This window comes from Rheinheimera tangshanensis, assembly GCF_014645135.1.
Classification (GTDB): Bacteria; Pseudomonadota; Gammaproteobacteria; order Enterobacterales; family Alteromonadaceae; genus Pararheinheimera; species Pararheinheimera tangshanensis.
Window position 1 is genome coordinate 257,853 of record NZ_BMLH01000001.1, and the last position, 17,118, is coordinate 274,970.

The window sequence follows — 17,118 nt, forward strand, 5'->3', positions numbered from 1 at the left end:
GTTTATCCACGTGCAAGGTAAATCGTGCTGGCACATTATTCCCTTTTGGAGGCCTGTTATTTATTTGCTCAGTGATCCTAAGCCTCTAAATTAGATTGTTTTTCCTTCTTCAGCAACAAATAACTGTGCCTGCCTATCAGCGAAAGCGTGCTTGATTTTGGGAAAAAACAAATAATACTGTATATAAATACATGAGGTGGTGGGCTTCGAAATGGCTAAAAGTGCTTTTTTACAAGCTGTATCTGAAGACATTAGGTTAAGGGGCTACAGTATTCGTACAGAGCATTCCTACTTGTATTGGATAAAAAGTTTTATTTTGTACCATCAGAAAAAGCATCCACAACAGATGGGGGCTGATGAAGTTAAAGCTTTTTTAAGCTGGTTGGCGAATCAGCGCCATGTTGCCGTTAATACTCAAAAAGTAGCCTTAAATGCGTTAGTTTTTTTGTACCACAAGTTTTTGAAAATAGAGTTGGGTGAGCTGGGGTTTACTCATGCGACGAAACAGCGCAGCTTGCCTGTCGTATTATCTGTTAGTGAAGTCGCTGCACTGCTACCCCATCTGAAAGGGATCTCTGCACTCGTCGTGTCTTTGTTATATGGCAGCGGGTTAAGAGTTTCGGAGTGTTTACGTTTGCGTGTGCAAGATATTGATCTGGAGCACTTGTCTATTACGGTCAGGGACGGTAAAGGCAAAAAAGACAGGCAAACTTTGTTGAGTAGTAGTCTGGTAACGGCACTCAAGCAACAGATAACACGAGCTTTGGCGTTGCAGCAGCAAGATAATTTGCGGGGTATTGGTCCGTCCTTACCTTTTGCATTGGGGCGTAAGTACCCTTCGGCGTATCGGCAAGCGGGTTGGATGTTTTTGTTTCCTTCAACCAGTCTCTGTGCACACCCACTGACTGGGGTACTTTGCAGGCATCATTTGCATGATAGTGTGGTCAGAAAGGCGTTGCAACCAGCTGTGGTCGCCTGCGGTATTCGTAAAAAGGTGAATTGCCATACCTTTCGCCATTCGTTTGCCACCCATTTGTTGCAATCGGGTTATGACATTCGTACCGTACAGGAATTGCTGGGTCATAACGATGTGGCAACCACTCAAATTTATACTCATGTGATTGGTCAGCACTACGCAGGTACTGTAAGTCCATTGGATAAGTTGTTTAACCCACCAGAATTGAAAGAACCTCTGTGTATTTATGGCAGCAGCGCTGCATAAAAAAACAGCTAAAGCACAAGCTTTAGCTGAACCAGAGGAAGGCAACCTCTAAAGGGTGGATAGAACCAGTGATGGAAGAATTTACTGAGCTAAAAACTGCCGGATTTGTTCTGCTTTGCTTTGAATATTCAAAAGCCCGTCTAAATGCCCCGCCTGACCCGCAATCTCTTCGTAGCCAGCATCCTGCATCTGCGCTTTGCTGTGTTTGGCCATAGCTGGTGTCAGTAATAAATCACCTGTTGCTGGCAGCCACAGGGTTTTGGCTTTTACACCGCTCAATTTTTGTTGCCAGTTATCCCCCATACCGGCGCGCCATAACTGTGAGGCGCGCACTAAATACAACAATGAATTGGCATCCATGTGGGCAGAGCGCTGTTTTGCTGCGTTCATCAGTTGGCTCCAGGCTGGTAGTTCGGCCTGAATAGCCAGATGAATGGCCTTGTCCAAAGCTGGCGCTGGGTAGCTTTGATTAAATAAATCCGGGTGCAATGCATCCTGTATGACATAAGCCAAAGCCCGGGTTAAGCCTGCAGGTTGCTGAGTGAGCGGATAAGCGCCTTTATTCCAGGCCGGGTCTTGTTTGATTGGCTGAGCCCAACGTTCTAAGCGCACTGCATTAAAACTGTCGATATAAGCTGTGCCTATCACGGGCATTAAGCGCTCGACTTTTTCCGGATAACTCACCGCCCATTCAATCGCCTGAAAGGAACCCATTGAAGGGCCAATGACCGCATAGAGTTTTTCAATGCCAAGTCGGTCCAGCAGGGCTTTTTGCACTTCAACAAAGTCGCGAATGGTAACCACAGGAAAAGTTAAACCATAGGGTTTGCCTGTATCCGGATTGACACTGGCAGGGCCAGTGGTAATCACATCAGGCGAAAAGGCATTTAAATTGACTAAGCTGTCGACGCTCAGCACATAAAATTGGTTAGTGTCTATGGCTTTACCCGGGCCAATAATACTGTCCCAGTAACCTGCTGCTGCATCTGTAGTGCGGTATTTGCCTGCGGCATGCGAAGTGCCGGAAAAATAATGGGTGATTAAAATGACATTGGATTTGTCGGCATTGAGGCTGCCATAAGCTTCCCAGCCGACTTTCACCTGCTTTAACACCACACCACTTTGAGTGGTAAAGTGCGCCAGTTCCAGTTGCTGCTTTTGTACTAAAGGCAGCTCTGACGCCTGAACAAGGCTGCTGAATAGCAGCATAAAACCAAGCCATAGTTTCATCATAAATCCTTTCGGTAAACCTTTTAATCACAGCCATTGGAACAGGAAAATAGCCAGCATCACGCCCAAAGTCGGCACCACTACTGTCACCGCAGCCACAGGCCAATAGGCATTCTGATGACTTTCACCACAGATAGCACGAATAGTAGTCACCACATAACCATTGTGCGGCAATGAGTCTAAAGCACCGGATGAAATTGCGACCACGCGGTGTAACTGCTCTGCGTCCACACCACGTTCTAAATACACTGGTGCAATTTCTGGCAAGGCTATGGCCTGACCACCCGAGGCTGACCCTGTTAAACCCGCTATCACACTAACAGCAACAGCTGCACCTATCAGCTCGGAACCCGGTAAATGTGTCATGGTTTCGACCACAGCGGTAAAAGCAGGTGTTAGCTTAGCGACTGAACCAAAACCTACCACGGCTGCAGTATTGCCTATGGCAATTAAGGCCCCGGTGGCGCCTTGATCCAGAGTCTGGCCCAAAGAGGTTAAGAACTTGCGGTTCAGCAAATATAAAGTAGTAACACCCCCTGTCAGCGCCACTATCAACGCCGCTTGCTGCATGGAGTCATGCAATAAATACGACAACAGCAGTACCACCAGCAAAGGCAAAATACCCATCAGTGGATGCGGCAGGGCTTTGTCGCCTACCACTGGGTCAGCGTCACGGCCTTCAAACATTTCGCCTTTGGCCATGGCAGTTTTGATCATCTTCATCAGCCAGCAATAACCCACTATGGCCATAAAAATCGCCACTATAATGCTGACTTCCCAGCCGGCATAAGGGCTGGTGCCGAGGTATTGAATAGGGATCCAGTTTTGTATTTCAGGTGAACCTGCTGAGGTCATAGTAAAAGTCACTGAACCTAAACCTAAAGCAGCCGGAATAAAACGCCTTGGCAGGTTGGCGTCTTTAAATAAACTCACCGCCATAGGGTAAGCGGAAAATGCTACGACAAAAATGCTGACGCCACCGTAAGTCAGCACAGCGCAAGCTAAAACCACAGCCAGCACAGCGCGTTGTTTACCTATACGTTTGACGATAGCCAGGGCCACAGCGTCGGCAGCGCCTGTATGCTCCATCAGTTTGCCAAACAAAGCGCCGAGTAAAAACATTAAAAACCAGCTGGAAACAAAACCGGCAAAACCTGACATATAACCTTGTACAAAATTAGCCGGGTTATCGGCCAGCCAAAATGGGATGCCATTGAATAAAGCCACAAATAAAGCGCACAGTGGCGCCAGAATAAACAGGTTTACCCCGCGCATGGTCAGCACTATCAGTAACACCAACCCCGCCAACAGACCAAATAAACTCAGCATAGAAACAACCTTGTGTTTTTTCTTTAGTCTGGTTGAAAGCCGGGTGGCAAACCATAGTACTAAGGTACAGTCTTATCGCTTGATGTTAATGTAATCCTTTTATTTTCATGTGCTTATCTGTAGTTTGTGCTGGGTATAGTACTAAGGTACAGCTTAACATTTCGACAGGACAGCCTAGAGTGGTACTGGACAAGTTAGCAGGAGAAGCCAGATGGCCCATAACAATAAGAAGACGAAGACTGTATTCCAACCCACTTTATTAGCAGTGCTGATAGGGTCAGCATTAATTAATCCGGCAATGGCGGAGCAGGCCAGCGACGAAACAAAACAACAAGAAGAAGCGACGCTGGAAGTTATTCAGGTGACAGCCCGTAAAACCGCTGAAAACCTGCAGCAGGTACCTGTGGCCGTAACCTCTATAGGTGCAGAGGCTCTGGCGCAGCGTGGTATTGAAAACTTAACCGCAGTGCAGGCCTATTCACCGAACACCACCTTGCAGGTATCCCGTGGCACCAACAGCACTTTAACGGCTTATATCCGTGGTATTGGCCAGCAGGATCCGCTCTGGGGTTTTGAACCTGGTGTGGGTATTTATATTGATGATGTGTATATGGCTCGTCCGCAGGGCGCTGCTATGGACGTGTACGATGTAGAGCGTATCGAAGTATTACGTGGCCCTCAGGGCACTTTGTATGGCCGTAATACCATAGGCGGTGCTGTGAAATACATCACTAAGCCTTTAAGTGGTGACAATGAACTCAGTTTACGTGGCACTGTAGGTAACTATGGTCAAAAAGACTTTAAAATTGCCGGTCAGACGGCATTAACAGACAAGCTGTTTTTTGGTGCCGCTTTAGCCACGCTAAACCGTGATGGTTTTGGTACTTACCTCAATACAGGTGCGGAGAACTACGATAAAGATATTATGACCGGCCGGGTCAGTCTGCAGTATCAGGCGACAGACAACGTGCGTATTAGTTTTGCTGCCGATCGCACTGAAGATGATTCAAACTCCAAAGGCGGCCATCGTTTAACCCCAAGTTTAGTGACAGGGGATGCGCCACCAGAAAGCGTATTTGACTCCAATACCAGCATGCCAGTGGATAACTCAGTCGTGACTGAAGGTCAGTCTTTGACTATTGCCTGGGATATCAACAGCGACTGGACCTTCAAATCTATTACGGCCAAACGCGAAGGCGTCACCGACACCAATATCGACTTTGATGCAACAGAATTACCGTCACTGGACGTTCCGGCCTTCTATGAAGATGAACAAACCTCACAGGAATTGCAGTTGTTGTTTAACGGCGACAAACTGACCATGGCCTCTGGCCTGTACTATTTCAAAGGCGAAGCTTGTGGTGCTTTTGGTACTGTGTTGGTGCAGGGCTTGGGCGTCACCACTGAAAACGGTGGTTGTGTGGATACGGACAGCGTAGCCGCTTATGCCCAGGGTAGTTATCAATACACAGACAAGCTGTCTTTCACTTTAGGTGGTCGTTATACCAAAGATGATAAAGATGCCGAAGTCTATCGCTTCGTTTATCTGGGTTATAAAAACCCAAGGGACGCTGGCACTCCTATCGCAGTACAGTCTGATTTTACAGGCAGCGAAAGCTTCAGCCATTTTTCACCCCGCGTAGGTTTTGAATACCAGAGCAACGACAACTTTATGTGGTACGGCTCGTACACCGACGGTTTTAAATCCGGTGGTTTTGATATGCGCGGCAACCAGTCTATTAACCCGAATGCGGGCGACCCGTATCAGGAAGAGACGGTAGATACTTTTGAAATTGGTTTTAAAAGTGAGTGGAATGATCGTACTTTACGTTTAAACGCGGCAGCATTTACGTCCAGCTATGACGATATGCAGGTGACTGTGCAGCGTGCTGTGAATAACACTGTGGCATCTCAGGTATTAAACGCCGCCAGCGCTGACATTCGTGGTTTTGAAGTGGAGATGATCTCTGTTTTGACCAGTAACTTAGAGCTGACTGGTATCTTAGGGTACACAGACGCTAAGTTTAACGAAGTGGTGTTTTTTGACGCTGCGTCTCAGACCAATGTTGATGTGTCTGATATTTGGTCTTTTGCCAATACACCCGAGTGGACTGGTACTTTAGGCCTGAAATACACCCAGAGCGCCAGCATAGGTGAAATTGTGTATAACGTCATGGGGTCGTACCGCGCTGATACGCAGATTTTTGAAGTGCCGTCCGTGCTGGACTTTGGTGGTTATACCCTCTTCAATGCTGGAGCTACCTGGTACTCCAACGATGGCCACTGGGACTTATCCGCTCAGGTGCGCAATATAGGCGATAAGGAAACCCGTATTGCTGGGTACAACTTCCCGCTGCTGGCCGGGGAGCAAACCATTACCGCCTACTACGGTGATCCAAGAACTTATAGCTTAACTTTGGGATACCGTTTCTAAGCTGACGGTGTGATATAGGGGCGGAGTTTATCTCCGCCCTTGTCTGCGGTTTCAGGTGGAAAAGGCGCAGCCAATAAACTTATGTAACTGGGGCGAAAAGGCCGGATGAAGTATGTTATAAAGAGGTCTCATAATGTTGATACAGTATTGTTATGATTGCAATTATTGCTGATGACCACCCGTTATTCCGTGTCGCTCTGGCACAGGCTTCCCAACAAATTCTTGGTACAGATGCGGTATTACTGCAGGCCAATAGCATGGCGCAGTTATGGGCTTTATTGCTGCAACACCCTGATACTGAATTAATCTTTTTGGATTTGAAACTGCCGGATGCCGAAGGTTTTGCCGGTTTGACGTCGCTTCGCACCGAATACCCCGATATCGCTATTTTGATGGTATCTGCTATTGAAGATCCTGCTGTAATTAAGCAAGCCTTGCAGCTTGGAGCTTCGGCCTATATTCCAAAATCTGCGCCGCTGGATTTATTATCCGAAGCTGTAGCGCAGGTCGTCGCAGGGGAGAGTTGGGTTCCCGCTGAACTGGTCAACGAAGTGGAAAAAGCCAGAGATCTGATTGATCAGGATTTTGCCCGCCGGCTGGAGCAACTGACGCCCCAGCAATTTCGGGTGCTGAAAATGATCGCTGATGGCTTACTGAATAAACAAATTGCCTATGAAATGCAGGTGCAGGAAACCACCATCAAGCAGCATGTGTCAGCGATTTTGCGCAAACTGAATGTGAATAACCGGACTTTGGCCGGGATTATGTTTGAGAAGTTAAAGCTGCCAGACGAGTTTTAACTCCCCGTCGTACTTGGAACCGCAGCTTTGTTGACTGCGCGCTCTCGCCCCAGTCACATAGGTTTACTATGCTCCTGGGGTCTCCATCACTTGTCGTCGCGCTGCAATTCCAATTACTTAGGGGATATAGCTATTGATTACTTAAGGTTCATCTGTTGTTTCGCTATGCCAAGCAAATGTGCTCTGTCTTCTATTCCATTGGTGCCGCCGTTAATTAGTTGGGTGACTTTGGTTAAATCGTCAGCTTGTGCTGCAGCATTGATATTGCGTTTTTGCCAATACCAGCAGCCTGAAGCTACTGCCAACACTGGATCTGTAGCGACTAAATCCGGTTGACTGACCACATCCACGCCCCAGTCCTGACTAAAGGCCTGATAGTTAGCTTTGCCTGTTAACTGAATAATACCGCGTCCTCTGTAGGCCCAGCCGTCACCACTTTGTTCATTGCCATTACCCATTCTGTTGGCATAAATACGGTTGGCGATTTTTTCCGGCTGACGGGCGTAGCTGCTGACGTCCACACCAACAAAATACTTAGCAAATAAAGAGCTCAGCGCAGAGGCGCTGTAGTTCAGGTTTTCTCTGAGTTGTGAGTAACCGGCGCTTTCATGAGCGGTTTGCGCCATAAAATGCGCGATACACAAAGGCGGCGTAATTTGAGCTTTAGGTAAATCCAAAGCCAGCGCTTGGCAAAAGTCAGTTATAGCAGCGCTGTTTAAAGCCGGGCATAAGGCTGATAACAAAGCCGGGCTCACCAGTGAGGCGGAGGTTGTGGTCGGTACGACTGGTAATTCTAACTGTTGACCCGGATAAAGCTGGTTCGGATTACTCAGATGATTCTGACTGGCAATCCAACTGGCTTTGCTACTATCCCCATAATAATTGGCGGCTATGCTACTTAAGCTATCCCCGGCTTTGACCTGATAAAGCATGATGCGCCCCCTGTCGTTGTGAATAACAGGTACAAAGTATGGTGCAGTTTTTGTGAAATGAAGGAAGATTTTTTCTGATTATATAGATGGCAATAGATACAAAATCGTATGGAGCGATTTGCACTCACATCGTCCATGATGTTCGCCTCGGGCAGCTAAAGCTGTGCAAAACGGCTATCCTGCCGTTTTGTGAAGATTGGAGCGAAGCGACGATGGCCCGACAGGGTGAAGCCGGATAAAGCATTGCCAACAGTTTGGCAATGCCCGGATGAGCGCCAGTGGCTCTGTCCACTGGCCGGAAGGCGCCATGGATGGCAGCGAATACAAAATCGCATGGAGCGATTTGCACTCACATCGTCCATGATGTTCGCCTCGGGCAGCTAAAGCTGTGCAAAACGGCTATCCTGCCGTTTTGTGAACATTAGAGCGAAGCGACGATGGCCCGACAGGGTGAGCGCCATGGATGGCAGCGAATACAAAATCGCATGGAGCGATTTTGAACATTAGAGCGAAGCGACGATGGCCCGACAGGGTGAGCGCCATGGATGGCAGCGAATAAAAAAGCCCACCGCTTTGGGTGGGCAAAAGAGGCGGCAACGCCTTTTAGCTAGGAACTGGTCGTTAGCAGCAACTGACTGTTGTAGCTTGGTTTGAAGCTGAAACTTGAGCTTGCTTTACCGGACTGATAGTGGCTGTTTTATCTGCTCCAGTCTTTAAAGCAGTGGTGTCCGGCACATAACCATGAAATTCAGCTAAGCCTTTAAAGACCTGAATTAAACTTTGTTTGAACATAGCATCGCGTCTGAACATCGTCTCGTCCTCCTGCTGTTTGAATAGTGAGCAGTGTAGAGAGGTTTAAATAGCTTGATTAGCCGGATCAACAAAGACAGATAGTTTCCTAAAAGAAACAGTCAGGACGAAAAAATCCGGTTAAAATCAACACCGTAAACAATATAAGAAAAAGGTGCAGGGATGTCGTTGCTTCAGCGTTTAAGTGATATGGCCACTTTTGCCAAAGTGGTGGAAAGCCGCAGTTTTACTCAGGCAGCTGTAGCGCTTGATATGTCCAAAGGTGCTGTCAGTAAAGCCATTAGTCGTTTAGAGCAACATTTGAATGTACGTTTATTGCAACGCTCCACCCGTCAGTTGAGTTTAACCTCAGAGGGGGAGGCCTTTTTTGATTACTGTCAGCAAGTGGTGGCACAGGCCGACAAAGCTGAGCATCATTTGTCCGAGCTGAGGGATGAACCTTCAGGTTTAATTCGCATTAGTGTCCCTGTCACTTTCGGTACTTTGCGCATAGCGCCTTTGTTGCCACAGTTGTTGAAACAATACCCTAAGTTAAGCATTGAGCTGGATTTGAACGACAAGGTCATCGATCTGATCGCGGATAAAATGGATTTAGGTATACGTTTTGGTCGTTTGGCTAATTCCAGCCTGATTGCCCGATCTCTGCCTGGTTTACCTATTACCATGGTTGCCTCTCCTGGTTATTTGGCCACTTTTGGCACACCGCAAAGCCCGGCCGATTTATGCCAGCATCAATGTTTAAGCTCGGGATCGTCCATTGCCGATCGCACCTGGTTTTTCCGTTATATGGATCAAAGCATTGAGGTTTTGACCTCTGGCCGGGTGTTATGCAACAGCAACAGGGCGCTTAAACATGCCGCTCTGGCGGATATGGGATTATTGTTTGTGACCCGCTATCAGGTGGAAAAAGAGCTGCAAAATGGCAGTCTGGTGGAGGTGATGCAGGACTATATGCCTGAACCCCTGCCGCTACATCTGGTGTATCCAAACCGTCATCATATGAAGGCGGGATTAAAGGTGGTGATCCAGTTTTTACAGCAACAGTTCGCGGTCTGAATCAATTCAGCAAACGTTGCAGCAGTCGCTTCAACGACACCTCTTTTAAGGGTTTGAGCATAAAGTGAAAGCCTGCATTCAGAGCATGCTGACGGATATCTGCACTTTGGTCGGCTGAGTTGATCACGACTGGCGCACTGATACCAAAGTGCTCGGCCAGTTGCACTGCCACTTCCACTCCTGTTGCGCCCTGATCCAGATGGTAATCAAACAGCATCAAATCAGGTTTAAAGCCTTGTTGCACAGCAGCTAAAGCTTCACTGGGGGAGCTGACCGCTATCACGTCACAGTGCCAGCTTTGCAGTAACTGTGACACCGCCTGCAGCAATACAGCTTCGTTATCCATCAGTAAAATACGTTGTCCGGTAAAGCGGCTCGGTTGATTGGTCTTCAGTTGTGGTGTGACTCTTTGGCTAACGCGCATAAGTGGGAGCTGAACATAAAAGCAGCTGCCTTTATCTGGCACCGAACGAAAGCTAATTTGATGGCCTAATAAGCTACAAATACGCTGGCTGATCGCAAGCCCAATGCCTAAACCTTTTTGATCAGCCTGACTGCCTTGTTGGAACTCATCAAAGATTTTCTGTTGATCTGCTTCGCTAATACCCACACCTGTGTCACAGACACAAATATGTAAATACTGTGCCTGACGTTTTACCCCCAGCAGAATTTTGCCGTTTGGCGTATAACGCAGCGCATTGGCCAATAAATTCTGCACTACTCGTTTTAATAGTTTGGCGTCGCTCATAGTGCCAAGGCGGGTAGGCACATACTTAAAGCTTAAACCTTTGCTCTGGGCCAATACCGCAGCTTCCCGAGCGCTTTGATCCAGCAATTCAGATAAAGCAAAAGTTTCAGGCTGGGCTTTAACGACACCAGCATCCAGTTTGGTCAGCTCCAGAATAGCGGCCAGCAACTCTTCGGCAGAGTTGAGCGAATGAGTTAAGTTTTGTGCCAGCTGTTTGACTTCATCCTGCTGACTTTGTTGGCGAATAAGGCCACAAAATAACGCCGCTGCGTTAAAAGGTTGCATCAAATCATGGCTGGCAGCGGCAAAAAATCGGGTTTTGGCTGCTGTGGTGGCTTCGAGTTGTTGTTTGGTGTGTTGCAGTTGATGGTTCAACTGCTCCAGCTCGGCGGTACGGCTTTTCACCCGTTGCTCCAGCGTGTTGTTGCTTTGCTCTAATTCACGCTGTACTTCAATAAAAGAGCTGACATCGCTGTAGGTGGTCACAAAACCACCGCCGGGCAAGGGATTACCCAACATTTCAAAAATACGGCCATCCTGTTGCTGGCGCTGAAATTTATAGCTGCTGCCCTGACGTAGATAATTCAGCCGTTTTTGCACTTCCAGAGTAATTTCCTGTTCAGATAAAACCTGACCCGCTAAACCCCGTTGCAGGTTATAACGAATAAGCTCTTCCACCGGCCTTCCTACTTCAACCAAACCCGGTGGATAAGCAAAAAGCTCAAGATAACGTTGATTCCAGGCGATAACTCTTAAATCGGCATCCACCACACTGATGCCCATGCTGATATTATCGATGGTGGCGTGCAATAAAGCCTGATTAAACTGAAAAACCTGACTGGCTTCGTCGACAAAACGAGCAACAGATTCGATCGGCAGTTGGGCATGTTTACCTGAGGCTTGTAATAAAAGCCGCATGGATGCACCACCCACCACAGCCGCCAGACTACGTTCCACCGCCTGCATAAATTGTGGGTTGGCCCATTGTTCCATCTCCAGACCAGTTTTACTGTAACGTTGCAGCAGTTTTTTCGCTTCTTTTTCACCGGCAAAACGCCGCACCAGTAAATAACCATCCTGCACACTCAGTACCGGGTTTTGATTGTTGGTGCTGGGCTGGCTCGGACGACGTAAAAAGCGGTAGCTTTCCAGCCATTCGCCTAAACGGGTTTGGCTGAAATGACTGACCAGAAGCAACATGGCTGTATTGACGGTGAGACTTAATACCACACCTAAGCTCACCGAATCGATCTGGCCACCAAATAACTGAGTCGGTGCCAGCCACTGCAGACCTAAAGGACCTTCTGTTAACCAGGCGCCGCCAATAAAACCAGCTCTGGCCAGCTCTGGCAGCAATAAAATATAAGCCCAAATCAGCAGGCCACTGCACAAAGCCGCTATGGCACCTTGTCGGTTAATGCGCTGACTGAATAAACCTAAAATTAACGCAGGCGCTAATTGGGCTACTAAAGCAAAAGCCATTAATCCCAGCTGAGCCAGGCCAGTGTTGGTGCCTATCCAGCGGTAATACAGGTAACCACAAAACAACACAGCCAGCATGGACCAGCGTCTTAAGGTGACGACTTTAATTTTTTGCTGGCCCGGATCGTCGGTGTTTTGTTTGCGGTAAATCAGCGGGGTTAGTAAATCGTTGGTGATCATAATACCCAGCACTACAGTGGCGACTATCACCATGCTGGTGGCGGCAGAGAATCCACCTAAATAGGCTAATAACGCTATGTCAGTGCGGTTGGCTGCTAATGGTAGTTGCAGCACTACCAGATCCACATTGGCTTGTGGCCCCAACATCATAATGCCAGCCAACGCCAGTGGCAGGGTAAAAACACTCATCAGCAGCAGGTAGCCAGGGAATATCCAGCGGGCTTGGTGCAAATAGCTCAGTTGCTGGTTTTCAACAAAACTGACATGAAATTGGCGGGGTAAACATAAAGTGGCGATAAACCCCAAAAGCACATGCACCCAATAGACATAAGAAGGCTGACCTTGTTGCTGAATGTGCTGCACGGACTGATGTTCAGCAGCTTTGCTGAAAATATCCTGCATGCCGTCAAACATACCCCAGCAGACAAAAATACCAATACTGACCAGCGCCAACAATTTCACCAGTGATTCAAAAGCTATAGCGGCCATCAGGCCGGGATTAGGTTGATGCGCTTTGGCACTGCGACCGGAAAATAATAAAGCAAACACCGCCAGCCAGAGCGTGACATAAAGTCCGGTGTCCTGATACCAGGGCCTGTTGTCCTGCATCACCACTAAAGCCTGAATGCTGGTGCTGATGGCCTGCAGTTGTAAGGAGATATAAGGAATAATGGCAATCAGCACTATCACTGTGGTGAGAATGGCCAATAAGCGGGAATGCCCATAACGGGTGGCAATAAAGTCGGCGACTGAGGTTATACGGTAACGGCGACAGGCAATAGCAATACGGCCTATTAAACCAAAGGCAAACCAGAATAAAATCAATGAGCCAATGTAAGTCGGTGGTATCCACCAGCCATTGACTGCTGCCTGAGCTGTGACGCCGTAAAAGGCCCATGAGGTACAGTAAATCGATAACGCGAAACTGAAAATCCAGGGCGATACAGGGTGATGGCGCTGCAGTCTGCGGCCCACCGCCCCGACACCCAGCAGCACCAGTAAATACAGCAAAGACAAAGCAGCAATAGTGCCAAGACCTATGTTGCTGGCAGGTAAAGTCATAATCAGGTCAGTGGCCATGAAATAATTTCATTCTGCCCTGATGTTTTGGTAGCTGTCCAGCACGGTGTTGAAGACATTTAACGAGCTGTCCAGCCACCGTCCAGTACCAGTGTCTGAGCTGTGATATGTCGGGCTGCGGGCTCACATAAAAAAGCCGCTGTGCTGGCAATTTCATCCACCCCAATAAAGGCTTTTTGTGGCATAGGTGCCAGCATAATTTGCTCTATCACTTGTTGTTCTGTCAGGTTATGTTCTTTACTCTGCGCTGCTATTTGTTGATCAACCAGCGGGGTGCGGACATAAGCAGGACAAATGGTATTGATGGTGAAGTCAAAGTTAGCATTTTCTAACGCCACTACTTTGCTAAACCCCAATAAGCCATGTTTGGCGGCGACATAAGCGGATTTAAAAGGTGAAGCTACCAGCGCGTGGATAGAACCAATATTAATGACCCGGCCAAAACCCTGTTGCTGCATCCGTGGTAACACAGCTTTGGTGAGCATAGCCGGGCCCGTCAGCATCACTTGCAGCAGTTGCTGCCATTTTTGTTCAGGGAAATCTTCCAGCCTGGCGACGTGCTGCACTCCGGCATTATTGATCAGAATATCGATTTGATAGGCCTGAGCGCAGGCTTCGATAGAGCTTTGTTCTGTCAAATTCAACAGTATGCTGCTGGCTTTATAACCTGCGGCCTCTAGCTCGCGCTGACGCAACTCCAGCTGGCTGCTGTTGATATCCGCCAAAATCACATGATGGCCCAAACGGCCAAAATGTTCAGCCACTGCAAAACCAATACCACCAGTACCGCCTGTTATTAATACATTCATCATCCAACTGCCTGTGCTGATAAAAACTCTCTATCGGGCAGAGTAGGATCTCAGGGATTTAAGCACAACGGTACTTTAGTGCTATAGCTGAAGGTTTTTGTCTGCAAAAGTATTTAGTCGTTAGTTTTTGCTGAACTATAGCCTGGCGGGAAACTTTGTTTTGTCTGGCCCGTCAGCTGTGATAGATTTAAGCTTCACGTAAAAAATAACTACAAAGTTCTGTTAGCACAATGGCATGGATAACTGATGTTTTTATCTGTTATCACAAATAAATAGCATTAAAGCTGAAAATAATAGCCATTTATAAAAACTGCTGCAGCACTATACCCACTCTACAGGGTAGAACCGAGGACAAAGTATGGAACAATCTACTGCGCTGATCACCAATGATGCGGTGGTACTAGGGTTATTGGCTGTCATTTTGGGGTTGGTGTTTCATACCAGCCAAAGCAGCAATAAATATTGCCAGGGCTTTTATAAATATGTACCAGCTTTATTGCTGTGCTACTTCATTCCGTCGTTATTTAACAGTTTCGGCATTATCGATGGTGATAAATCTGAACTCTATAAAGTGGCATCACGTTATCTGTTGCCAGCCAGTTTAGTGCTCTTAACTATTAGCGTTGATTTTAAAGCTATTTTAGGACTGGGCCCTAAGGCCCTGATTATGTTCCTGACGGGGACTGCCGGTATTATTATAGGTGGGCCTTTAGCTTTGGCTCTTGTTGGCAGTGTTGCACCTGAAGCTGTAGGTGGTGAAGGTGAAAATGCGATTTGGCGTGGTATGACTACCATAGCCGGCAGCTGGATTGGCGGTGGTGCGAATCAGGCGGCAATGAAAGAGGTGTTTGAAGTTGGCGGGCCAATTTTCTCGGTGATGATTACCGTGGATGTCATAGTAGCGAATATCTGGATGGCGGTATTGTTGTGGATAGCTAACAATTCCGAGCGTTTTGATCGGGCCAATAAAGCGGATACCTCAGGCATCGAGGCCTTAAAGCAAAAAATTGAGAAGTATCAGGCCGAAAATTCCCGCAATCCGAGCTTAACTGATTTAATGAAACTGGTTGCAGTTGCCTTTGGCGTGACGGGTATTTCGCATTTGCTGGCTGATAGTATTGCGCCATGGATTGAACTGAATGCACCAGAGTTGGCGATGTATAGTTTAACCAGTACTTTCTTCTGGCTGGTGCTGATTGCAACGACTTTGGGCTTGATATTGTCTGCAACCAAAGCCCGTAATTTGGAGGCGGTGGGCGCTTCAAAATTAGGTTCGGTCTTTATCTACATTCTGGTTGCAACTATTGGTATGCATATGGACGTGACCGCTATCCTGGATTATCCAGTGATGTTTGTTGTCGGCGTGATTTGGATGAGTTTCCATGCAGGTCTGCTGATTTTTGTTGCTCGCCTGATTAAAGCTCCGATGTTTTATATGGCGGTGGGTAGTCAGGCCAATGTGGGTGGTGCTGCTTCTGCTCCTGTTGTCGCTGCGGCCTTTCATCCGGCTTTAGCTCCTGTGGGTGTATTACTGGCGGTATTAGGTTATGCGCTGGGCACTTATGGTGGTTATATAGCGGGATTATTGCTGCAGCAGGTTGCGCCTTAAGCCATTCAACTGAGGTCACTCATGCAGTGGGGCAGAGTCAAGACTCTGACTCCACTGGAGCTGTCGATTCTCGTACCAGTAACTCAGGAATAAAAACCGGCTGATCGTCAGTCTGATTTTGACAACCTGGTCTGGTGTGTTTAAAGAGTAACTCGGCAGCGCTTTGCGCTATGATGCTGTTCGGCTGGTGTGCTGTGGTCAGTGGTGGCCAGGTTTGGCGTGAAAACGGACTGTTCTCAAAACCCACAATAGAAAGCTGCTGTGGAATTTCAATATGCTGCAGGCGGGCGCTAAATAAAGCCCCTGCTGCAATTTCATCGTTACAGGCGAATATAGCTGTCGGCTTGTTGGCTAAGGCCAGCAACTGAGTCGCGCCTTTGACTCCGGATTCAAACGAATAACTGCCCGGCACGATAAATTTGGGGTTGGTTTCTATACCTCTTTTGGTCAGTGCCGCTTTGAAACCTGCTAAACGCTCACCACTGGAACTATGTTCCTCATCGCCACATAAAAATGCGATCTGGCTATGACCTAACTCCAGCAAATGGTTAGTGATCTTAAAGGCTGCCGTAAAGTCGTCGACCAGTACGCAGTTAGTTTGTTTCGGTGACGGAGTAGAGCCGGAAATAATACGGACAAAATCGACATTAATACGACTCAGTGCCTCGGCAATTTCAGGCATTTCTGAAAATGGCGGAGTGAGGACTAAACCTGCCAGCCTGGAATGCTGCACCAGATCGATCACTTCCTGCACTATGCCTGGGGATTTAGCATTGGTAGGATGGATCAGCAGCTCATAACCATGTTTACGGCAAGCATCCAACAAACCTCTTTGCATATCAATTACATAGTAGGCATTCGGGTTATCATAGATATAACCAATGCTGTACGATTTAGTGCTGGCCAAATTACGCGCTGCAGCATTTGGTTGATAATGAAGCTCCTGCATCGCTTGATTCACTTTATCGATCGTCGCTTGTTTTACCGACGGTTCGTTGTTCATCACCCGCGACACTGTCTTGATTGACACACCCGCTTTTGCAGCTACGTCATGAATGGTCACTTTCATTGCTGGATCCCAAAAAGCACAACACCGCAGGGCCTTATGCTGAAAATTAATAAGACGATTTTTCTGCTGAACCAGCTAACTTAATGACAGCGCTGGTCATTTTGTAACAAAGATTAAGTTAAGGGATAACTCTTTTTTGCAAAAACGGCAAACATTTATTCTGGCGTTTTTGTTCGAAAAAACGACTCCTTTTTAGGGTTAAATCATTTCGTCATTTTTTGCTATACAAATCATATATATACAAATGATTTAAGGTGGTGCATGCCGAAGTGAGCAGGAAAAGCGTTATAAAAAATAGTTCTAACTGCAGAGTTCTGACTTTTTAAAT

At 47.4% G+C, this 17,118-nt stretch carries 12 protein-coding genes; 5 read left to right on the forward strand and 7 right to left on the reverse strand.

Annotation, left to right across the window (positions count from 1 at the left end; all coding sequences use genetic code 11):
* Nucleotides 1-211 precede the first annotated feature (211 nt).
* Nucleotides 212-1,222 carry an integron integrase gene (locus IEW88_RS01180; protein WP_147903050.1) on the forward strand — a complete coding sequence of 337 codons (1,011 nt, stop codon included), beginning with the start codon at nt 212-214 and terminating at the stop codon, nt 1,220-1,222.
* An 81-nt stretch (nt 1,223-1,303) separates the two neighbouring features.
* On the opposite strand, the gene IEW88_RS01185 is transcribed toward IEW88_RS01180, so the two are convergent.
* Complete coding sequence (locus IEW88_RS01185) at nt 1,304-2,452, reverse strand: E22 family MetX-like putative esterase (protein WP_185148521.1); 1,149 nt, start codon at nt 2,450-2,452, stop codon at nt 1,304-1,306.
* Nucleotides 2,453-2,479: 27 nt separating this feature from the next.
* Nucleotides 2,480-3,781, reverse strand: coding sequence for a GntP family permease (locus IEW88_RS01190; RefSeq protein ID WP_147903048.1), 1,302 nt, complete (start codon nt 3,779-3,781; stop codon nt 2,480-2,482).
* A gap of 211 nt (nt 3,782-3,992) precedes the next feature.
* Between IEW88_RS01190 and IEW88_RS01195 the strand changes: the two genes are divergently transcribed.
* On the forward strand, nt 3,993-6,215 hold the full coding sequence (locus tag IEW88_RS01195; RefSeq protein ID WP_147903047.1) for a TonB-dependent receptor: 2,223 nt from the start codon (nt 3,993-3,995) through the stop codon (nt 6,213-6,215).
* Between the two features lie 152 nt (nt 6,216-6,367).
* Nucleotides 6,368-7,015 carry a response regulator gene (locus tag IEW88_RS01200; RefSeq protein WP_147903046.1) on the forward strand — a complete coding sequence of 216 codons (648 nt, stop codon included), beginning with the start codon at nt 6,368-6,370 and terminating at the stop codon, nt 7,013-7,015.
* Between the two features lie 137 nt (nt 7,016-7,152).
* On the opposite strand, the gene IEW88_RS01205 is transcribed toward IEW88_RS01200, so the two are convergent.
* Nucleotides 7,153-7,947 carry a glycoside hydrolase family 19 protein gene (locus tag IEW88_RS01205; protein WP_147903045.1) on the reverse strand — a complete coding sequence of 265 codons (795 nt, stop codon included), beginning with the start codon at nt 7,945-7,947 and terminating at the stop codon, nt 7,153-7,155.
* A gap of 621 nt (nt 7,948-8,568) precedes the next feature.
* Nucleotides 8,569-8,757, reverse strand: a complete 189-nt coding sequence (locus tag IEW88_RS01210) for a hypothetical protein (protein WP_147903044.1) — start codon at nt 8,755-8,757, stop codon at nt 8,569-8,571.
* Nucleotides 8,758-8,919: 162 nt separating this feature from the next.
* Here IEW88_RS01210 and IEW88_RS01215 point away from each other — a divergent pair, with 162 nt between their 5' ends.
* Nucleotides 8,920-9,813 (forward strand): LysR family transcriptional regulator, encoded by an 894-nt coding sequence (locus IEW88_RS01215; RefSeq protein WP_053423811.1) that lies wholly within the window; start codon nt 8,920-8,922, stop codon nt 9,811-9,813.
* A 1-nt stretch (nt 9,814) separates the two neighbouring features.
* Here the strand turns inward: IEW88_RS01215 and IEW88_RS01220 are convergent, their stop codons facing one another.
* Together IEW88_RS01220 and IEW88_RS01225 are read right to left on the reverse strand one after the other, a co-directional pair.
* Complete coding sequence (locus IEW88_RS01220) at nt 9,815-13,303, reverse strand: PAS domain-containing hybrid sensor histidine kinase/response regulator (RefSeq protein ID WP_229670219.1); 3,489 nt, start codon at nt 13,301-13,303, stop codon at nt 9,815-9,817.
* A gap of 59 nt (nt 13,304-13,362) precedes the next feature.
* The gene (locus IEW88_RS01225; RefSeq protein WP_229670221.1) at nt 13,363-14,115 is read right to left on the reverse strand and encodes a 3-hydroxybutyrate dehydrogenase; all 753 of its coding nucleotides are present in this window, start codon (nt 14,113-14,115) and stop codon (nt 13,363-13,365) included.
* Between the two features lie 355 nt (nt 14,116-14,470).
* Here IEW88_RS01225 and IEW88_RS01230 point away from each other — a divergent pair, with 355 nt between their 5' ends.
* The gene (locus IEW88_RS01230; protein WP_053423813.1) at nt 14,471-15,721 is read left to right on the forward strand and encodes a DUF819 family protein; all 1,251 of its coding nucleotides are present in this window, start codon (nt 14,471-14,473) and stop codon (nt 15,719-15,721) included.
* A 37-nt stretch (nt 15,722-15,758) separates the two neighbouring features.
* Here the strand turns inward: IEW88_RS01230 and IEW88_RS01235 are convergent, their stop codons facing one another.
* Entirely contained in the window at nt 15,759-16,790 is a 1,032-nt protein-coding gene (locus tag IEW88_RS01235) for a LacI family DNA-binding transcriptional regulator (RefSeq protein ID WP_053423814.1), read from the reverse strand.
* Nucleotides 16,791-17,118: the final 328 nt, after the last annotated feature.

What these genes read in the sequence shown, in the direction of transcription:
- IEW88_RS01220 (WP_229670219.1), bottom strand. Translation starts at nt 13,303, where the DNA reads ATGGCCACTGACCTGATTATGACTTTACCTGCCAGCAACATAGGTCTT.
- IEW88_RS01210 (WP_147903044.1), bottom strand. Translation starts at nt 8,757, where the DNA reads ATGTTCAGACGCGATGCTATGTTCAAACAAAGTTTAATTCAGGTCTTT.
- IEW88_RS01185 (WP_185148521.1), bottom strand. Translation starts at nt 2,452, where the DNA reads ATGAAACTATGGCTTGGTTTTATGCTGCTATTCAGCAGCCTTGTTCAG.
- IEW88_RS01235 (WP_053423814.1), bottom strand. Translation starts at nt 16,790, where the DNA reads ATGAAAGTGACCATTCATGACGTAGCTGCAAAAGCGGGTGTGTCAATC.
- IEW88_RS01200 (WP_147903046.1), top strand. Translation starts at nt 6,368, where the DNA reads ATGATTGCAATTATTGCTGATGACCACCCGTTATTCCGTGTCGCTCTG.
- IEW88_RS01215 (WP_053423811.1), top strand. Translation starts at nt 8,920, where the DNA reads ATGTCGTTGCTTCAGCGTTTAAGTGATATGGCCACTTTTGCCAAAGTG.
- IEW88_RS01230 (WP_053423813.1), top strand. Translation starts at nt 14,471, where the DNA reads ATGGAACAATCTACTGCGCTGATCACCAATGATGCGGTGGTACTAGGG.
- IEW88_RS01190 (WP_147903048.1), bottom strand. Translation starts at nt 3,781, where the DNA reads ATGCTGAGTTTATTTGGTCTGTTGGCGGGGTTGGTGTTACTGATAGTG.
- IEW88_RS01195 (WP_147903047.1), top strand. Translation starts at nt 3,993, where the DNA reads ATGGCCCATAACAATAAGAAGACGAAGACTGTATTCCAACCCACTTTA.
- IEW88_RS01225 (WP_229670221.1), bottom strand. Translation starts at nt 14,115, where the DNA reads ATGATGAATGTATTAATAACAGGCGGTACTGGTGGTATTGGTTTTGCA.
- IEW88_RS01205 (WP_147903045.1), bottom strand. Translation starts at nt 7,947, where the DNA reads ATGCTTTATCAGGTCAAAGCCGGGGATAGCTTAAGTAGCATAGCCGCC.
- IEW88_RS01180 (WP_147903050.1), top strand. Translation starts at nt 212, where the DNA reads ATGGCTAAAAGTGCTTTTTTACAAGCTGTATCTGAAGACATTAGGTTA.